The sequence below is a fragment of the Schleiferia thermophila genome (assembly GCF_003337435.1).
GTDB classification, from domain to species: Bacteria; Bacteroidota; Bacteroidia; order Flavobacteriales; family Schleiferiaceae; genus Schleiferia; species Schleiferia thermophila.
This window is the reverse complement of the sequence record NZ_QPJS01000001.1, coordinates 854063-872900: the sequence shown is the minus strand read 5'-3', so window position 1 is coordinate 872900 and position 18838 is coordinate 854063. Positions and strand designations below refer to the sequence as shown.

Annotated in this window: 15 protein-coding genes; 5 read left to right on the top strand and 10 right to left on the bottom strand. The window is 46.9% G+C overall.

The window, feature by feature from the left end; translation table 11 throughout:
• Positions 1–100: 100 nt before the first annotated feature.
• The 4 genes from DES35_RS03725 to DES35_RS03710 are packed head-to-tail and all read right to left on the bottom strand — an operon-like array spanning position 101 to position 4011.
• Positions 101–1465, bottom strand: a complete 1365-nt coding sequence (locus tag DES35_RS03725; protein WP_114365807.1) for an MATE family efflux transporter — start codon at positions 1463–1465, stop codon at positions 101–103.
• Complete coding sequence (locus tag DES35_RS03720; RefSeq protein WP_114365806.1) at positions 1462–2160, bottom strand: YjjG family noncanonical pyrimidine nucleotidase; 699 nt, start codon at positions 2158–2160, stop codon at positions 1462–1464. The genes DES35_RS03725 and DES35_RS03720 overlap by 4 nt, the downstream gene beginning before the upstream one ends.
• Before the next feature lie 19 nt (positions 2161–2179).
• A complete protein-coding gene (locus DES35_RS03715) occupies positions 2180–3037 on the bottom strand; it encodes a transketolase (RefSeq protein WP_260429674.1) in 858 nt (285 codons plus the stop codon).
• Positions 3038–3048: 11 nt separating this feature from the next.
• Positions 3049–4011, bottom strand: a complete 963-nt coding sequence (locus DES35_RS03710; protein WP_114365805.1) for a transketolase family protein — start codon at positions 4009–4011, stop codon at positions 3049–3051.
• 65 nt (positions 4012–4076) lie between these two features.
• On the opposite strand from DES35_RS03710, the gene DES35_RS03705 reads away from it, so the two are divergent.
• Both DES35_RS03705 and DES35_RS03700 read left to right on the top strand, forming a co-directional pair.
• On the top strand, positions 4077–5333 hold the full coding sequence (locus tag DES35_RS03705; protein ID WP_211306528.1) for a methionine aminotransferase: 1257 nt from the start codon (positions 4077–4079) through the stop codon (positions 5331–5333).
• 5 nt (positions 5334–5338) lie between these two features.
• The gene (locus DES35_RS03700) at positions 5339–7372 is read left to right on the top strand and encodes a M3 family metallopeptidase (RefSeq protein ID WP_114365804.1); all 2034 of its coding nucleotides are present in this window, start codon (positions 5339–5341) and stop codon (positions 7370–7372) included.
• Positions 7373–7505: 133 nt separating this feature from the next.
• Here DES35_RS03700 and DES35_RS03695 read toward each other — a convergent pair whose 3' ends face one another.
• Positions 7506–9878 (bottom strand): TonB-dependent receptor, encoded by a 2373-nt coding sequence (locus DES35_RS03695; RefSeq protein ID WP_114365803.1) that lies wholly within the window; start codon positions 9876–9878, stop codon positions 7506–7508.
• 75 nt (positions 9879–9953) lie between these two features.
• Here DES35_RS03695 and DES35_RS03690 point away from each other — a divergent pair, with 75 nt between their 5' ends.
• From DES35_RS03690 to DES35_RS03680, 3 genes are all read left to right on the top strand, one after another.
• Positions 9954–10592, top strand: a complete 639-nt coding sequence (locus DES35_RS03690; RefSeq protein ID WP_037356233.1) for a MarR family winged helix-turn-helix transcriptional regulator — start codon at positions 9954–9956, stop codon at positions 10590–10592.
• Positions 10570–11142, top strand: coding sequence for an FKBP-type peptidyl-prolyl cis-trans isomerase (locus DES35_RS03685; protein ID WP_051889134.1), 573 nt, complete (start codon positions 10570–10572; stop codon positions 11140–11142). Before DES35_RS03690 ends, DES35_RS03685 begins: the two co-directional genes overlap by 23 nt.
• An 84-nt stretch (positions 11143–11226) precedes the next feature.
• The gene (locus DES35_RS03680; protein WP_051889133.1) at positions 11227–11721 is read left to right on the top strand and encodes a ferritin; all 495 of its coding nucleotides are present in this window, start codon (positions 11227–11229) and stop codon (positions 11719–11721) included.
• 48 nt (positions 11722–11769) lie between these two features.
• Here the strand turns inward: DES35_RS03680 and DES35_RS03675 are convergent, their stop codons facing one another.
• The 5 genes from DES35_RS03675 to rny all read right to left on the bottom strand — a co-directional run bounded on the left by DES35_RS03675 (position 11770) and on the right by rny (position 18687).
• Positions 11770–13965, bottom strand: a complete 2196-nt coding sequence (locus DES35_RS03675; protein ID WP_125039349.1) for a DUF5686 family protein — start codon at positions 13963–13965, stop codon at positions 11770–11772.
• Positions 13966–13978: 13 nt separating this feature from the next.
• Entirely contained in the window at positions 13979–15718 is a 1740-nt protein-coding gene (locus DES35_RS03670) for a M1 family metallopeptidase (protein WP_200876101.1), read from the bottom strand.
• A gap of 173 nt (positions 15719–15891) precedes the next feature.
• Positions 15892–16284, bottom strand: a complete 393-nt coding sequence (locus DES35_RS03665) for a DUF423 domain-containing protein (RefSeq protein WP_037356224.1) — start codon at positions 16282–16284, stop codon at positions 15892–15894.
• Entirely contained in the window at positions 16271–17146 is an 876-nt protein-coding gene (locus DES35_RS03660; protein WP_037356221.1) for a DUF4476 domain-containing protein, read from the bottom strand. The genes DES35_RS03665 and DES35_RS03660 overlap by 14 nt, the downstream gene beginning before the upstream one ends.
• Complete coding sequence (gene rny / locus DES35_RS03655) at positions 17146–18687, bottom strand: ribonuclease Y (protein ID WP_037356215.1); 1542 nt, start codon at positions 18685–18687, stop codon at positions 17146–17148. Before rny ends, DES35_RS03660 begins: the two co-directional genes overlap by 1 nt.
• Between the last annotated feature and the right edge of the window lie 151 nt (positions 18688–18838).

Below are 18838 nucleotides of genomic sequence, written 5' to 3'. Positions count from 1 at the left end.
GGGCGCTTCACAGCGCCCTACACAAAACACATGAAAACACAAACAAAACCCCCCATTTTGTTTGCCTGTACAAATATAGTGAAAAGTTCGTACCTAAATTTTAGAGTGTCTGGTTTTCGTTATGAACGGTATGGAGCCGCGTAATCACAACCCGATAGCGCCATAGGAGCAAAGCAGCCGATACGGTAAGCCCAATGGCGAGAAAGTACCAGATCACTACCACTCCCCCACCCAACCTCACACCAAAAATCCAACTGCCGGGCATAGCAAAAATCCAGTACGAAACAAAAGTGATCAATGTGGGAATTTTTACATCCTTCAGCCCTCTCATCACACCCAGTCCTACGGCCTGTACCCCATCGGATATTTGAAAAAAAACCGCCACGATCAAAAGAGATCTGGCTATCTGAAGCACCTCCGGATCGCTGCTGTATAGAGTCGGGAAGAAATGCCTTCCGAAAAGAAATACCAAACCGGCAAACGTCATCCAGGTGACCGTCATGACCAGAATGGTTCGGACTGCCAGATGGAGGTTGAAACTGTCGCGCATGCCCAACAAATGGCCTACGCGTATGGTAGATGCTGCGGCCAAACCGGTGGCCGCCATATACGAAATAGAAGCCAGATTGATGGCGATCTGATGCGCTGCCTGACTGGCCGGACTGATCATACCCGCCAGTACAGATGCGGCAGCAAATGCGCTCACCTCAAAAATATACTGAAAACCTGAAGGCACTCCTATACTGAGAATTTCATAGGAAGTACGCCGTTGAACTCCCGGCAGCGAAAAGGTAAAGTCTATGCCTTTGAACAGCCTGCTGTGCAGGACAAATGCAGCCATAGCGGCCCACATGACCAGCCTGGAGATGAGAGTTGCATAGCCCGCACCATTTAAACCCAGTGCAGGAAAACCAAACTTGCCAAAAATCAATAAATAGTTCAGTACAATATTCAACACATTGACGGCAATGGTGATTTGCATAGCCTGGCGGGTATGACCTAATCCTTCTGCAAATTGTTTGAACGCAAAAAATCCCAGTATCGGAATTACCGACAGTCCGGTGATGCTCAGGTAAGGTGCAGCCAGCTCCACAACCTGGGGATTCTGCCGCATGTGGTTCAAAGCCGGATTCAGCATCAGAAGGATCAAAAACAAAGCTGCACCAGTAAAAAGGTTTACCCACAGCGAAGCATTCAGCAGTCCTGGTAAAAGATGCTTCTTTCCTGCACCGCGGGCATTGGCTACCAAAGGAGTCAAACCGTATGCTACTCCTATCCCAAAAACAAGTACGACGGTAAATAATCCGTTGACCAGGGATGCAGCAGCCAGAGGTTCGGTCCCCAACTGACCTACCATTACATTATCAGCTACGGATACGGTGATTTGTCCAAGCTGGCCAATCATCACTGGCCAGGCCAAACGAAAGTTTTCCCGGTAGTGATCCCTTACGGCTTCAGACTTCAAAGCAATTCAATAATCTCGGTTAGTTCCCTGATCTGATAAGTCGGTTTACAATCGGATACGATTTCCTCCTGATTGTACCAGATCTGATCAATGCCTGCATTTTTTGCCCCGACCACATCGGCATCGATGTGATCCCCTATCATTACGGCCTCCGGTCTTTTGGTAGCCGTTTGTTTCAATGCTGCTACAAAGATCTTTGCCTCCGGTTTGTTGGCACCTGCCATTTCACTGGTGATGACCGTTGTAAAATATTTTTCCAGTCCGGTGGATTTTAGCTTCGTCATCTGTACCGAGGCAAAACCATTGGTAATGATGGCCAACTGATATTTTTCAAACAGGTAATCGAGTACCTCCAAAGCACCAGGCATCAGGGCCGTTTGCAGGGGTGATCGCTCCACATACTGGCTTTCGAAATACTCGCCCAGCTGTCTTTCATCAATGCTGAAATGCAGCAGAGTATCGACAAAACGCTCTTTTCGAAGCCTAAATTTATCGATCCTACCCTGTCGGTATAGGGTCCACTTCTGGTCATTTATCTGATTGTAGACCTGGTAAAACTCCTGAAAGTCAAGCCCCTTTCGATATAAGCCTGTTTCTGTAAACAGCTCTTTGAGCACTTTTTGACTATTGGTTTTAAAATCCCACAGCGTGTGATCAAGGTCAAAAAATACAGTCTTATATCCGGAAGCTCGCATTTACAGCAGATGTTATAACTTAATAATCACCCAAAGTTTCCGGGTTTTGTTCGAGGGCTCTTTGAAGCTGTTCATCGTTGGGGGCTATGCCATGCCACTCGTGACTGCCCATCATAAAATCCACTCCATGTCCCATTTCAGTGTGCATGATGAGTACTACGGGTTTTTCGTTTCTGGTCAGGCTTTTGGCCAGGAGCAGTGCATCGGCTATTTCGATCAGGTTGTTTCCATTTTCGCATTCTGCCACCAGCCAGCCAAAGGCTTCAAACTTGGCTTTCAGGTCTCCGAGATCCATTACGTCCGACACGTCACCGTCGATTTGGCGATTGTTCCGGTCTATGGTCACTAGGATGTTGTCCACTTTGTGATGGGCAGCAAACATGGCTGCTTCCCAGATCTGTCCCTCCTGGAGCTCACCATCGCCTTGAAGGGTAAACACGGTATGTAAATCACCATTCAGCTTTTTAGCCAAAGCAGCACCTAAAGCTACGCTGAGCCCCTGTCCGAGTGATCCGGTAGCCACCCGGATGCCCGGTAAGCCTTCATGTGTAGCCGGATGGCCCTGCAAACGCGAATTGATCCTTCGGAAAGTCCTCAATTCCTCTATTGGAAAGAAACCACTCCTGGCCAATACAGAATAGTACACCGGTGTGATGTGGCCATTGCTCAGGAAAAAGATGTCCTGATCGCGTCCGTCCATGGTAAATTTTTTCGGATCGTGGTCCATAATGTATTGAAACAGCGCGACGAAAAACTCCGTACAGCCCAAACTACCACCCGGATGGCCACTTTGTACAGCGTGAACCATCCTCACGATATCACGGCGCACCTGAGGCAGCCATGCTTCCAATTCCTTAATGTCTTTTGTAATGCTCACTTCCTTGGGATTTAGTGTTTTTTTCTCTCCATTACACGTACGGCCGCAGCTGCGATATTTTCAGGTGTAAGTCCGTATTTGGCTAGCAATTCTTCTGGCTTTCCGCTTTCGCCAAATGAGTCGTTTACGGCCACATATTCCTGTGGTACCGGATGAGCTGTAAGAATCACTTGAGCGACTGCATCTCCCAAACCACCGTATCGGTTGTGTTCTTCAGCTGTAACAGCACATCCGGTTTTGGCCACTGAATTCAATATCGCCTCGCGGTCTATGGGTTTTATGGTGTGTATGTTAATGATTTCAGCTTCAATACCTCTGTCAGCAAGCAGCTTTTGAGCCTGTAAGGCCATCCACACCATGTGTCCCGTGGCGAAGATGCTCACATCCTTACCCTCTACCAAAGTGATAGCCTTACCGATTTCAAACGTTTGGTCTTCAGGGGTGAAGTTAGGCCATTTTGGTCTTCCGAACCGCAGATACACAGGCCCATAATGTTCTGCAATAGCCAATGTGGCTGCTTTGGTCTGATTGTAGTCGCACGGATTGATCACCACCATGCCCGGTAGCATGCGCATCAGACCAATGTCTTCCAGTATCTGATGAGTCGCTCCGTCTTCGCCCAAAGTAAGGCCGGCATGTGATGCACAGATCTTAACGTTTTTATGTGAATAGGCGATCGATTGCCGAATCTGATCGTATACTCTTCCGGTCGAAAAATTGGCAAATGTGCCTGTAAAAGGAATAAAACCTCCGATCGTCAGTCCGGCGGCTATTCCCATCATATTGGCTTCGGCAATGCCTACCTGAAAAAACCTTTCGGGAAATGCCTTTTTAAATCCGTCCATTTTCAACGATCCGGTCAGATCGGCACAGAGTGCTACAACCCGGTCGTTTCTCCGGCCGAGCTCCAGTAGCCCGGCTCCGAAACCAGAACGCGTGTCCTTAGCGCCGGAATCGGTATAAGTGTTTTTCATTACTTCTGAATATCAAATAGTTAAATAGAACTGCGCGCAAAATTACACCCCTCTGAGGTTAAAGCATGGATAAAGTTATACACACCATGCTGCAGCCTCCTGTTCTTTCTGCCCGGCTTGAGCGATGGCTCAGGAAAAAGTCGCAACAGGAATCTACCTTTGGTCAAAAAGAAACCGACCTTATGTTTCCTTCTAAATTTCCGGACATGGCCACTACCATTTTTACCAAAATGACTTCAATGGCCAACGAGTATAAAGCAGTTAACGTATCGCAGGGATTTCCGGATTTTGGTCCACCGCAGGAGTTAATCGACCACATTGCCCTGCAGCTGCGCAAGCACCACCACCAATACGCACCCATGCCCGGATTGCCGGCTTTGCGAAGTGCCATTGCAGAGCTGCATCATCGCACCCGTGGTGAACTAATCGATCCGGATAGCGAAATCACCATCACTGCAGGAGCTACACAGGGGCTTTTTGCAGCCATTGCAGCTTTGGTAAGGGATGGGGATGAAGTCATTGTATTGGCACCTGCCTACGACAGCTACGCACCTGCAGCACAACTGATGGGAGCCAGGGTAAAAGAAATTCACCTGAATGACGACTTTTCCCTGCCCATCGAACAACTCCAACAAAACATTTCACACCACACCCGGCTGATCATAGTCAACAACCCTCATAATCCCTCCGGTGCCTGTCTAAGCCACGACGAGTTGATGCAACTTCAGGCGCTCAGCATGCAACACAAGCAGCTATGGTTTCTCTTCGATGAGGTGTACCAACATCTGGTTTTCGATGGCCGAACGCATCATTCAGCGCTGATGTATCCCGAGCTCAGAAAGAAATCCGCTTGTGTTTTTTCATTCGGTAAAAGTCTGAACGCCACGGGTTGGAAGGTTGGTTATATAGTAGCCCATGAATACTACACCCGTGAAATCCGGAAGATTCACCAGTACGAAGTTTTTGCTGTCAACAGTTTCCTGCAATCTGCACTTGCGGATTTTCTGCCCGTTTTTAGTCCATCAGCCATCGCTGCACAAATCCAATCGGGCAGAGATCTTCTGCAGAACCTGATGGGCTCTTCCCGTTTTATTCCTTTACCTGCCCGGGGTGGGTACTTTCAACTCTACGACTATTCTCAAATTTCAGATGAATCTGATATGGCATTTACCGAGCGCCTGGTCCGGGAACAAGGCGTAGCCACAATTCCCGTATCGGCATTTTATCAAAAACCTCCAAAAAATCAATACCTCATCCGCATTTGCTTTGCCAAAAAGCCCGAAACACTGCAACTTGCCGCTGAAAGATTAAAAAACCTCTAAACCCTATGACACAGTCCGACAACCCCCTTCTTACACCTTGTCAAACCCCCTTCGAAATACCTCCCTTCGAAGCCATCAAACCAGAGCATTTCATGCCGGCCTTTGAGCAAGCCCTCGCCCATGCCCGCGAAGAAGTCCATCGCATTGCCCATAGCGATGAACTTCCAACCTTTGCCAACACCATTGAAGCCCTCGAATATGCTGGAATGAAGCTTAACGAAATCGCAGAAATTTTCTTCAACCTCAATAGTGCCGAAACCAACGACCAGATTCAGCAACTTGCACAGCAAATCAGCCCTATGCTCGCTGAATACGCCAACGATGTGCTGCTCGACGAACAACTCTTTCAAAGAATAAAAACCGTATACCTAACGACCACCCCACATACACTTACGGAAGAACAGCAGATGCTGCTGAAAAAAACCTACCGTGCATTTACCCGAAACGGCGCCCTGCTGTCCGATGCTGACAAGGCCGAGCTCAGAGACATTGACAGACAACTTGCCATCCTGACGCAAAAGTTTGCTCAAAACGTACTGGCCGATACCAATGCCTTTCAGCTGTGGCTCGATGAAAGTGACCTCGATGGCCTGCCTGAGTATGTCAGAGAGGCTGCCAAAGAAGCAGCTGCGCAAAAAGGCCAGCCCGACAAATACCTCATCACCCTGCAGGCCGATAGCTATATCCCCTTCATGACCTACAGCAACAGACGCGACCTGCGCGAACAGCTCTACCGGGCCTATGGCGCCCGAGCCTACCAAACCTCGAACGACAATACCGAAATCGTTTTCAAAATCGCTCACCTTCGGAAAGAGAGAGCCAGACTGCTCGGATTTCCCTCCCACGCACACTACGTACTCGAAGAACGAATGGCTGCCAGCCCTGAGCGTGTGATGGACTTTCTTCACTTCCTGAAAGAAAAAGTGCGTGAAGGTGCCTTAAGGGACCACCAAAAACTCAGCGAAAGAGCCCGACGGGAAGGACTCGACACCTTGAATCGATGGGATGTACACTGGCTGATGGAAAAAATAAAAAAGGATGAAATCGGTATCGACGATGAGCTTCTAAAACCTTATTTCCCACTCAGCCAGGTAGTTGAAAAAGGCATTTTCGAACTGGCAGCACGGCTCTACGGACTGGCCTTTATCAAACGCGATGACCTGCCTAAATACCATCCCGACGTTCAAACCTATGAAGTAAAAGACCACGACGGGCAAACCCTTGCTGTGTTTATGGCGGACTACTTTCCCCGTGAAGGTAAACGTGCCGGCGCCTGGATGACCCAATACCGCGGACAATACAGACTCAACGGTCGCGACGTCCGTCCAATCGTATCCATAGTCTGCAACTTCAGCAAGCCCACTGCCACCCGCCCATCTTTGCTCACTTTTCAGGAGGTTCTCACTCTTTTTCACGAATTTGGACATGCCCTGCACGGCATGCTTGCAGATACCACATATCCCTCCCTCAGTGGCACCAATGTTTACTGGGATTTTGTAGAACTGCCTTCTCAAATACTCGAAAACTGGTGCTACACCCCTGAAATGCTGGCTCTTATGGCCAGGCATTACCAGAGCAGCGAACCCCTTCCGACCGATTTCACTGCCCGGCTCCGACGCATGAAATCCTTCATGGAGGGCTACTCTACCTATCGGCAGCTTTCCTTTGCATATCTCGACATGGGTTGGCATTACCAGCTTGATGCTCCTCCATCGGACCTGAAATCCTTTGAAAACCAACTGATAAAAGACCTCGATCTGCTACCAGCGGTGGAAGGTACGGCCATTTCCACTGCTTTCAGTCATATTTTTCACGGAGGGTATGCAGCCGGATATTACAGCTACAAGTGGGCCGAAGTGCTCGACGCAGATGCCTTTGAAAGCTTTGAGCAAAACGGCCTCTTCCACCGTCCTACAGCCCGGAAGTTTCGCCGTCTGCTCAGTGCCGGAGGTACGGTAGATCCCATGAAACTTTTCATCGATTTCAAGGGTCGAGAACCAGATCCGAGTGCATTGCTCCGTCGAGCCGGCCTTTTGTAAAAGCGTTCCCTCATCGCCAAAGGTTACTGCTCACTTGCAATGCTCAAGGCTTCATCTGTAGATACTATTGCTGTATCTTCCCGACGAGGAGAGGGGAGGCTCAGGCTATGTTTTTTAAGCAGTTCCGAGTGAATTAAAAATCAACGATCAGTCCTACGGAAGGCAAAGCCGGACCAGTGGAACTGCTTGGGATCAACCGGGTCAGATACCGGGTAGGATCGTTTGGATCCATGACGGGCCTTCCACTTTCATCGCGTACCGCATCAAAGCGCGGAGGACCCTGTGGAGCCAGGCCCAGAGCATTCTGGATATCAAAATAGATGTTCAGGTTGTAGCGCGGGAAGAACCATTTTTTGTCAATGCGGGCATTAAGTCGGTGAAAGCTCTCTACTCGCTGTGAATTGATTCGGTTGAAATCAGGAAATCCAATGGGATTGTTTTGAAAATTTGGGATAAATCCCGATTTAACGGTGTCGATAGGCGTGTAGGGTGCACCCCCGAGAAATTGATATTGGACGCCGATTTCCCAGTTGCGGCCAAATTTTTTGCCGAAGGTAAGGGTAGAGATAAGGCGATTGTCCCAGGCGGAGGGCAGGTAAATGCCGTTTTTGTCCTGAAACTCGCTGCGGACCGCGGTGATGGCAAGAATTCCGAAATACCCTTTGTAAAGCTTATACTGATAGCTCAGCTCAAGACCATAAGCCCGCCCCTGATTGGTAAAAGAAGCGGGAGCATTGCCAATGACGCCGAAATCGCTGCCGAGATTGGCCAGTGAAATGCTGTCGCGCAACAAAAAGGGGTAATTAAAGTACTTTTTGTAAAAACCTTCGAGGGAGATTTTGGCAGTGTTGATGGGGTACCAGGTGATGCCGGTGATGTAATGGTCGGCGCGAATGTAGCGCGCATCCGTATTGACGAGTGCACCTGATTGGTCCCTGTAGCCAAGGGTAGGAAAGGGTGGCAATTGGTAGTAGATGCCCCAGTTCGCGTTAAGCGACCATTCGCTGGTGAGGTTCCAGGCCAGGGAAACACGTGGCGACAGCTGGTTAAGGGGATTGGCCATGTGGTTATTGAAATTAAGCCCTTCGGCACGGACACCGGCAGAATAGTCAATCTTGCCGTTGAGCAGACTACCCGATACCTGCGTAAATGCTCCGTATTTGTAGCGGACCAGATCTGATGCGTAATCCAGTACAAATCCGTTCGCAAACCGCCGGTCGACCGTAGAGGTGTTGTATTTTACTTCTTCAAAGAGTCCACCGGTGGTAATTTTTAGTCGTCCGAGCCGTGCAAAATTTTCAATGCGGAGTTTGTTTTCGATTTCACGACTGGTGTAATCGAGAAGTTTCTGCAGGTTTTCGTTGTTATCAGGGTATTTGAAGGATTCATTGTTGAGCATAAAGCGGCTGAGGACTACATTGGTAAATGAATTTTTGCCAAAGTATGTATACCGGGCCCCGATGGAGTAGTTCCATTGATTAAAGACCGGCAGGTAAGAAAGGATGTAGCGTTGTTCCTCTGTTTCATTGGCGTTGGCATTGAGGGGTGCGTAATCGATGGCACCAAGACCCAGGATGACCAGTTGGCTTTTTTCAGTGAGTTTGGTGCGTGTTTTAAACTGAAAATCGTTGTAGGTGGGCAAAAATGGTAGGTCGAGCAGGGAGAAGAGAAATTGCAGATACGAACGGCGGGCAGAGGCTACAAAGGTGGTCGTCGGACTCAGAGGGCCATCAACCGTAAGACCGGCTTCCGAAGCACCGACTTGAAAGACGTATTTCAGCTTTTCCTCGTTGCCTTCTTTGAGTTTGATATCCATGACAGAGGAGAGGGCATTGCTGCGCTCGACGGGGAAAGCTCCCGTGTAAAAGTCCACCTCGCGGATGGTCTGCACGTTGATCAGCCCAACCGGACCACCGCTGCTGCCCTGGGTGCCAAAGTGATTGATGGAGGGAATTTCAATGCCGTCGAGGTAGAAGCGGTTTTCATTGGGTGCTCCACCACGGATGATGATATCGTTGCGGAAATTAGGGGTACTGGCCACGCCCGGCAGCGATTGGATGACCCGGGAAATGTCCTGATTGGCACCGGGATTTCGCTGTATTTCGTTGATTCCTATGGTGTTGAGCGATACCGGACTCTCTTGCGAGCGGTTGAAACTGTTTTGTGCCGTAACGGTAACTTCGCTGAGCTGGGCAGTGTTTTCGCGCAAGCGAAAGTTGATCACCGCCGGACGAGCCTGAGTCACCTGCACTTCAAATTCGGTACGGCTGATGTAGCCTACATAGGAAGCTTCCACATTGTAAAGCCCCGGTGGAATTCCTGTGATTTCGAACCGGCCGTTCTCGTCAGTGGTGGCTCCTTTGTTGAGTGTCTTGATAACGACGTTGGCAAACGGGAGCGGATCGTTGGTGATGGCATCGCGCACTGTGCCACGAATGATGCCATTTTGAGCCGATAACAAACTAATTTTCAAAAATACTGTTAGTAAGGTACAAAGCTTTTTCATGCTTTTATTTTTGCCATATCAAATACAACATGATTATAAAATTGTTTGGTATATTTGTTATAAAATCATAAAATATTGAACAAGTACGAGGTCATAAAAGAGCTATTGGAACTGCTGGATGTGTTTTGGGCGGACGAAGAAGCCGAAGACAAGTCTGTGGAGTCCTTCTGCCGGTATACACTCTACAAGCGGTTTAATGGAGGTCATCTCCGCTACATTGTGCAAAACAGTTTTAATAAAAAGCAATCAATAGGGTATCTCATTGGAAAAATGTGCCGATATGCCAGGTTTTACAACAGAGAGCTATTAAGGCATACCGATTTTGCCACGCCTGAGGAATTCGGGTTAGCTGCAAGCCTGATTCACGGAAAAACGCCAAAGAAAACGGAATTGCTGGGTAAGGAGGTTGTAGAAGTACCGACAGGTATGGCAATTTTGAAAAGACTCGTAAACAAAGGAATCCTGATGGAAATTCAGGATGCCGATGACAAGCGGGCCCTTCGGATAGGGCTTACTCCCTATGGCAGAGAAAAAGTATTGGAAGCCTTCAGAATATTATCACCTCTTAACGAAGTAATTACAGGGCCACTGAGCGATGAGGAAGTCCGAAACCTCATAGAACTCTTGTCAAAACTCGATGAATTTCATCAAAATAACTATCAGGTAATTAAAGACAAACTATTAAGCTCCTATGAAATCGAACAAAAGACCTAAATACATCGACCACGATACCATCGTGGAATTGAGCTACGAACTGAGAGATGGCGGGCCTTTCGGGCCTTTGCTGGAAGTGATGAGCGAAAATTGGCCGCTGAAGTTCTATTTCGGTTCGGGAATGATGCTGCCAGCATTTGAAGCCCATTTGCATGGTTTGAGGGAAGGCGACCATTTTTCGTTTGCCCTTACCCCATCTGAGGCTTACGGTCATATCAGGGCAGATTTGATAAGGGAAATAAATTTGAGTGAACTGCCCGATAGTGAATTTTTTCCCAACCGGGTGTTTGAAAAAGGCGATTTCGTCAGTTTTAGTTTTGACTCTTCGGCAAGCCATGCAACCGGTGTGGTCACAGAAGTTTTGCCCAATTCGATCGTAGTTGATTTTAACCACTCTTTGGCCGGTAAAGATCTTCATTTCAGCGGAAAAGTACTATTTATCCGAAATCCGACACCAGACGAAGCCGTCCAGAAGAGATATATTGAGCCGAACGGCATACGAAGCAACAGCCGTCTGTCCGATGGGCCGGACCTGTACCTGTTTGACTGATCGGGTAAGGCCTCTGACCGCCGAACATCCAACACCGGTATCTGTCCATTAAATTTGCACAAAAACAAACCAAAATCTGCATCTATGATTTCAGAACGACTGTTACAAGCATTTAATGAACAAATAGAAATAGAATCATCTGCATCACATGGATATCTGAATCTGGCCATCTGGTGCGCATCCAATGGTTTTGACGGAGCCGCAAAATTCTTTTTCAAACAAAGCGATGAAGAGCGCGAACACATGCTCAAGCTGATACACTATGTGATTGAGCGAGAAGGCCGGCCCATAACTGCAGCAAAACACGGCACTGACCACTCTCCGGCTCCCGTTAAGGACATTTTCGACGTATTGCATCAGTTTTATGCCAATGAACAGAGTGTGACTGCTGCGGTTTTCAAGCTGCTGAAGACGGCCGAAGATGACGGTGATTACAACGCTGTGAATTTTTTGCAGTGGTATGTAAAAGAGCAACATGAAGAAGAAAATCAGGCGCGATCGCTGATTGAAAAAGCAAATCTGATTGGTAAGGAAGGCCCTTACAAGTATTTAATCGATGAAATGGTGGGCAAAAGCTAAGCAGCTACTTCATGATGCGGTTCTATCCAAAAAATGTACAGAGGGAAGTTATATTCTCCTGTATTTCTGATAGAGGCCGGGATTGAAATTAAAACCAATTCGCAGTGTTAGTCTGTTGATCTGGGTGTAATCCACACCATAGGCGATTTGGACTTTGAATACTTTAAAGAGGTTTTCCAGTCCGAGAAATGGTTCGATATAAATTTTTTCCTGATCGGTGATCAGCAGATTCAGCCCTGCGGTGGTGTGGATGTTGAGCCGGCTGTACAGCCTGAAATTGTTTAGCAAGGCACCGCCAAAATTGTGTATGTAATGAAGCTCTACGAAATATCTGTTGGTGCTGAATTCATAGTACCGGAGAGTTCGGAACTGCCGAATGTCGCTCCATCGGTCAGAGGTCTGCTGAAGGAAAAGCGTCTGTATGCCGTTGAAATGCTTGAAATCCACAAATTCCACCCTGCGATTGTTTAGAAAGTTGCCATACTGCAGGTCGAGAGTACTGATGCCATACCCGGGAATTTTTCTTTTAACCTGAATGCCAATTATGACCTGATCGAAGTCGGTCTGCGATACGGGGCTTTGGATGCCTTTTCGATAATTGGCAAACAACACCGGCATTTCAGAACCCAGTGGAATTTTCCTTTGATCTTTCAGAAAGTACTTTCGGCCAAAGTGGTAGCTCAGGTCCAGATCAAGAGTAAGCCCGCTGTGCTTCACAAAACCTGAGGCATCGATTACCGGCGGACGATCGGGATTATTGGCCAAATATTTTCCGGTCCGAAAAAGCGGACTTCTTTCCAGATTGTTAAAAAGAGGGTTTCTGTCAGAATATTCTGTTATCAATCTGAAATCAAATGCACCGGCAGAAATGCTGAAAGTTCCCTTTACAAATGATTTCTGATAGTAACTGGCAAAATTTTGATTCAGAAACAAAGAATAAAATGAATTGATCACCGGAAGAACCGGGTCGTTTTCGTTTATTTGGAAAATGTAATTTCCAAAACTCACCTCACCCTTGCCATTAAGTCGATGGAGGTATTCCCAGGTAAAGGTCTGTTTCCAGCGAAGCGTATTTTCTGCCAGGGAAGGTCTCAAATCCAGTTCATGGGTAAAGTTTTGAGGATTGTTTAGGGAAATTTTCATCCTCAACCTGAGATAAAATGATTCGACTGCATTGAAGCCAAATCCCGTCCATAAGGGAGCGAAATTCATTAATCCATTGGCGTTGAAGGCAGGGTATTTCAAACCTGAAAGCACTACGGTTCTGAACGGATTTCGGACAGCATAAGACAGTATTGAATCGGCGACCAGGCCTTTGGATCTTCGATATTCATAAACGGAGTCTTCTGTGTAGAGTTGTAAGGTGTTTTGATCGAGTTCGTGGTAAGAGAAAATCCCTGGATTTTGCATTTTTATTTTTATATCCCTTATCGAGGGATTTGATTCTTCAGCCTCTCCATAACGTATCGAAACAAACAGCTCGTGACGTCCTGAATATCCTCTGATACTGTAGTAATATATATATTGATATTTTTCCGGAAGATAGAATTTGTTGTGTTCTGTAAATTTTACTGCTATAGTAAGACTATCAGCGAGATTGAGCTTATTTTGCGCATAGATGTTTAAGTGCAAAAACACAATCTGGGCCGAAGCAGAATCTATCAAAGCAGTGCCTGAAACAAAACTCCCGAATTCATTTTTTGGTTTAAAATTGAGCTTGTAGAACACATTGAAAACCCCTTTTTCTTTACTATAGATTTCAAAAGTATATTTTGATAGATTTTCTTCATGAAATGGCAACATGTAAAAATTGTTTTCCACATAGGGTAAAGTATTGTATTTTTTGTACGGATTGATCAAATATTCTTCTATGCCTTTAATGGGATAATTTCTGACTTTTCCAAGCTCAATTTTTCGGTTAATACTTTGAAATTTATCTTTTTTTCTGATAATCCAATCACCTTGAAGCCAGCGGGCATAAATAATACCTGTGTCGGAATGAGGAGGAAAGACAATTCCACTCAAAAAAGGAATTTTTTCCGGATAGTTGTCGATGTAAATTTCAGAGCTTTTAAAATAAGACGACTGTACATCTGCAATCCTGCGCTGTACTTCATGGGACTGTTCTAAGAGGCGAAAGAGCAGCTGATTCAGCTCAGCCTGGCTGCTGACGTCGAGTACCTGTGCACAGAGGTCCGAAGTCAAAGCATAGAAAAGGAATACGGCACTACAAGCTAATCTCACGGCCGGCACAGGATTATTCAAATAATTTTTTTACACTGCTGTACGTAATTGGATGGTAGTTGGTTCCGGCTTTTTGAAAGATTTGAAGTGCCATTTCCTTTTGTCCACGTTCAATGAGTTGTTTATAAAGAGGTAGGACAAACTTTCTCCGGCCTGTATTGATGAGGAAGTTTTCCAGCACAGGAGTGGCTTGTGTGTAGTCTTGTTCAATACAAAGCCTCAGCCAGGCAAAAAGTATTTCAGCATTGGGCGAGCGAGTGAATTGAAAGGCGCTGTCAAGTCTTGCAAGTATTTCCTTGTTGGCTCTGCCGGAGAGTTGCTGCAAAAAGTAGATGTATTCGTGTGCTGACCAGTGCTTGGTGACGGGCAGTACTTTCATCGTCAAAAGAGCGGTTACAGCACTTTCGACTACAGAAAATCGGGTGGAGAGAGGTTTGGAGACATTTTCAGGTAGTCCGGGTTCATAGATCCAACGATCTATTTCGAGCTCCCGCCAGTCTTTTCTTTTCAGCAGGCGCTTTCGAAGGTAGCTGAGAAAGTCTTCGGTGGTGACGCTTTGGAATTTATGTTCATCAAAATACGCCCGAAGAAACTGGTCGAAGTATCGTCTTCCCACTTTTCGCTCAACTGTACGCAGGAAAAAATAGCCCTTTTCGTACGCAATAGGTCCAACTGCATCATCCGGATTTTTACCTTTGAGGTCGGCTTTGAGAATGGTTTCGTTTTCAGGTAGGGTATTCAGGGCTTGTTGCAGTTCGTTAAAAGAAAGCTGTGCCAGCATCTCAGCATATTCAGGGCCATAGAGCTGCTCCATAATCCGCAATTCGAAATAGACGGTGAAACCTTCGTTGAGCCAGAAATCGTTCCAGGTTGCATTGGTCACCAAATTGCCTGACCAGGAATGGGCTAATTCGTGTGCCACGAGTGAAGTCAGCGATTTATCACCGGCGATAATAGTGGGCGTCACAAAGGTAAGCCTTGGATTTTCCATACCACCGAAGGGAAAAGAGGGGGGCATGACCAGCAGATCATATCTCTCCCACAGATAGGGGCCGTATAGGGATTCGGCAGCAGCAATCATTTTTTCCAGATCTGAAAACTCGCGTGCAGCTGACTCCAGCATGTCGGGTTCTGCATAGACGCCTGCTCTGTCACTTATTTCCATGAATTCAAAATCCCCCACGGCCAATGCCATTAAGTAGGAAGGGATGGGTTGTTTCATTTCAAAGGTATAGGTGCCATCTGGTGATTTTTTTTGTGGATTGGAAGCGCTCATCAAAGCAATGGTGCCCAAGGGGACTCTGACGGTAGCTTTGTAGGTAAACCTGATGGAAGGCGAGTCCATACAAGGAATCCATGTTCGGGCCAGAATGGCCTGACTCTGCGTAAAGAGAATTGGATGCCTTTTGCCCATGGTTTGAGGAGCTTCCAGCCATTGCAAGGCTCCGGCCCGGTCAGATGTTTCGTAATCGATTGATACCTGCGTGACATCTTTGGTCATCTGTATGTCGATCCAACCACCTCTGATGCTGTCTGCATCGTGTTCTTCGAAGGGCAGAAGATTGCCATCCTGGTCTCTGACTGACAATATTCTAAGTCCGTTTTTATCCAAAATCAGGTGTTCGGACTGACCGCTTAAAGTCCAAGTGGCGGTGGCTTTGATTTTCCGCTGCGTAAAATCGACAAATGCATTCCAATCGAGATGCACCACTTTTACCTCAGGGAAATTTGCAAAACTGTGAGGATCTTTCATTGTATCGGGATTTGAATCCAGCCCTGGTGGATGACAAGCTACAAAAGATATAAATGCGAAAAATAACAGTAATCCGGCTGCAATGCGCTTCATCAGGTTGGTCGATGCTATTAATGACCGGGTAAAAATAAAGTCCTAAACAATTGTATTTCTCGAATGCCGGAGCAATTTGCTTATTTCTTTAGAAAGGAGGCAAATACCACTGACCACCCGGCAATCATAAGCAACCCCCCAAGTGGGGTCACCGGACCCAGCCACCGAAGTGAAATGTCGTAAACCGCTGAAATACTGAGTACATAAATGGATACAGAGAACAATAGCACACCCGTAATGGCCATAGTGGTTCCTGCTTTAAACGTTTTGTTTTGATGCAATGACTGTGAGCTAAGTCCGAAGGAAATGAATATTGCCGAGTGAAGCAGTTGATAGAAAACACCTGTTTTAAAGCTGTCGAATTGCTGTTCGTTGAGCATTGTTTTAAGTGCGTGCGCACCAAGTGCGCCCAGGATGATGCCGGTGATGAGAAGTGCAAGACCGACATACAGGAGGAATTTATTGTTGATCATTTTCTTTTATGAAATTTTCAAAAGTTTGCTTCGAAAGCTCAAAATCGAAGACAGAAATCAGGTTTCTGTAGTTGAATTTGTCGAGTGTATAGGGAAATGCTTCTTTGAGCAATTGCAATCGTGTGAGGTCATAGGTCAGCAATCCGGCAAAGACTTTTAGCTCCTCTGTATTGGTTTTATGCTCGGTGATGTAGCCCCGGAGAAGCATTATTTTTTCGAATTCGAATTCGGCCTGTTTTACTGCGCTGACCACAGATGCAAAGGCGTTTGGGAGTGGGTTTTCTTCCTTTGGTTTGGTTTGAGTGGTGTCCTGATGCGCAGGTACAATGTTGGGGGGCTCCTTTGAATCGTGGGTTGGGGATTCTCTGTTGTGCCGATGCAGGGACTGGTCAGACTCTTGGGTACTCAATTCGGAAGGCGGAGTGGGTATGACCGATACCGGAGAGGTGTCTTTGCGGTTGAAGGATGGCAAGGTTGATTTTGCCTTTTGAAGGGCTATGGATGTCTTTTCTCTGACAAGTTCGACGGTATCTGGTACAGCTGACAGCAATCCTCTATAAAACAAGGCTACCTGGTTGGAATTTTCTTTTTGCTCCAATACAAAATGATGAATTTCATTGAGAGAGGGTATCTTCTTTTGAAAAACGGCCGAATCGCCTTTGGTAACTACAAAAAAGCTTTTCATTCCTTGTCGCAAGGGGAAGGCTATACTGTTTTTCCATCGAAGGTTGTAATACACTGAATCGACTCCGGCAGTAAATTGAATGCCATCCCGGGCAGTGATGACCAAGGTCTGTGACATGCCCGGGGATGCTACCCAGCTAAAGGCCAAAGCAATCATCCACTGAATGGGGCGAGTCATTATTTAGCGATATTTACGGCTCTGGTTTCCCTGATTACGGTGACTTTTACTTGTCCCGGATAGGTCATTTCATTTTGGATTCTCTGGGATAGTTCGAATGACAATTCCTGTGAGGCGGAATCGCTTATTTTTTCACTTTCGACCATCACGCGCAGTTCGCGGCCTGCCTGTATGGCATACGCCTTTGTTACTCCGTCGTAACTCATGGCCAGGCTTTCCAGGTCTTTAAGGCGCTGCATGTAGCTTTCCATCACCTGTCTGCGGGCGCCGGGACGTGCTCCGGAAATGGCATCGCAGACCTGGATGATGGGTGAATAAATGGAGGTCATTTCTATTTCGTCGTGGTGAGCTCCAATGGCATTGCAGACATCGGGTTTTTCGCCGTATTTCTCGGCCCATTGCATTCCGAGCAGTGCGTGGGGGAGGTCGGTTTCTTCGGTAGGTACTTTGCCTATATCGTGTAGCAATCCTGCTCGCTTGGCAATCTTTGGATTGAGACCAAGTTCGGAAGCCATGACGGCGGAAAGGTTGGCTACTTCGCGCGAGTGTTGCAATAGGTTTTGGCCATAGGAGGACCTGTATTTCATTCGGCCGACAATTTTTACCAGTTCGGGATGGAGGCCGTGAATGCCCAAATCGATGATGGTCCGCTTGCCGGTTTCGGCTATTTCATCTTCGATTTGTCGGGTGACTTTGGCTACGACTTCTTCGATTCGTGCCGGGTGAATGCGGCCATCTGTCACGAGTCGGTGAAGGGAGAGTCTGGCAATCTCACGCCGAACCGGGTCGAAGCAGGAGAGGATGATGGCATCCGGAGTGTCATCTACGATAATTTCTACTCCGGTAGCAGCTTCAAAGGCTCTGATGTTTCGGCCTTCACGACCTATAATGCGACCTTTTACCTCTTCATTGTCGATGTTGAATACGGAAACGGCATTTTCTATGGCGGTTTCGGTGCCTATGCGCTGTATGGTTTTGATGACAACTTTACGGGCTTCCTGGGCTGCGGTCATTTTGGCTTCCTCGAGTGTGTTTTGGATGTAAATGGCTGCCTGTGCTCTTGCTTCTTCTTTGAGATTTTCGATGAGCTGGTTTTTGGCTTCTTCGGCGGTAAATCCGCTGATGACCTGGAGCTGCTGGATTTGGGAGAGGCGGATTTTTTCCAGTTCCTGGTTTTTTCGTTCGAGGAGTTCTGTTTGTCTTTCGACTTGTTCGAGTTTTCGGGTCAATTCCTTGTCTTTTCGGTTGACTTCTTCGAGCATGGAATTGGCCTTGGATTCTTTTTCCCGGATTCTGATTTCAGCGTCCTGTACCTTTTTTTCTCTTTGAGTTATGGATTTTTCATGCTGATTTTTCAGTTCGAGAAATTTTTCTTTGGCTTGCAGAAGTTTTTCTTTTTTGATGGCTTCAGCTTCTTGTTCTGCCTGGCGAATGATAGCGGAGCCTCTTTTCAGCAGTTTTTTACGGGTGATGGTCTGGTTGGCAAACCACCCGGCTGTCGCACCGACTATAAGCGATGATACGATTAATACGATTTCCATTTCTTTAAAATTTTGAATAAAAAAACCCGCACTGAATTGGATGTCTAAACTCCGGTTAGACACGTTTAGGATGCCGGGCAAGCTTCAAGTTTTCGCTGGAAGCCGGTATGCTTCACCGGCCCAAAGGGCGGGTTGCGACCTACTTTAGTCT

What these genes read in the sequence shown, in the direction of transcription:
- DES35_RS03705 (WP_211306528.1), top strand. Translation starts at nt 4,077, where the DNA reads ATGGATAAAGTTATACACACCATGCTGCAGCCTCCTGTTCTTTCTGCC.
- DES35_RS03660 (WP_037356221.1), bottom strand. Translation starts at nt 17,146, where the DNA reads ATGACTCGCCCCATTCAGTGGATGATTGCTTTGGCCTTTAGCTGGGTA.
- DES35_RS03680 (WP_051889133.1), top strand. Translation starts at nt 11,227, where the DNA reads ATGATTTCAGAACGACTGTTACAAGCATTTAATGAACAAATAGAAATA.
- rny (WP_037356215.1), bottom strand. Translation starts at nt 18,687, where the DNA reads ATGGAAATCGTATTAATCGTATCATCGCTTATAGTCGGTGCGACAGCC.
- DES35_RS03670 (WP_200876101.1), bottom strand. Translation starts at nt 15,718, where the DNA reads ATGAAAGATCCTCACAGTTTTGCAAATTTCCCTGAGGTAAAAGTGGTG.
- DES35_RS03700 (WP_114365804.1), top strand. Translation starts at nt 5,339, where the DNA reads ATGACACAGTCCGACAACCCCCTTCTTACACCTTGTCAAACCCCCTTC.
- DES35_RS03720 (WP_114365806.1), bottom strand. Translation starts at nt 2,160, where the DNA reads ATGCGAGCTTCCGGATATAAGACTGTATTTTTTGACCTTGATCACACG.
- DES35_RS03665 (WP_037356224.1), bottom strand. Translation starts at nt 16,284, where the DNA reads ATGATCAACAATAAATTCCTCCTGTATGTCGGTCTTGCACTTCTCATC.
- DES35_RS03710 (WP_114365805.1), bottom strand. Translation starts at nt 4,011, where the DNA reads ATGAAAAACACTTATACCGATTCCGGCGCTAAGGACACGCGTTCTGGT.
- DES35_RS03685 (WP_051889134.1), top strand. Translation starts at nt 10,570, where the DNA reads ATGAAATCGAACAAAAGACCTAAATACATCGACCACGATACCATCGTG.
- DES35_RS03695 (WP_114365803.1), bottom strand. Translation starts at nt 9,878, where the DNA reads ATGAAAAAGCTTTGTACCTTACTAACAGTATTTTTGAAAATTAGTTTG.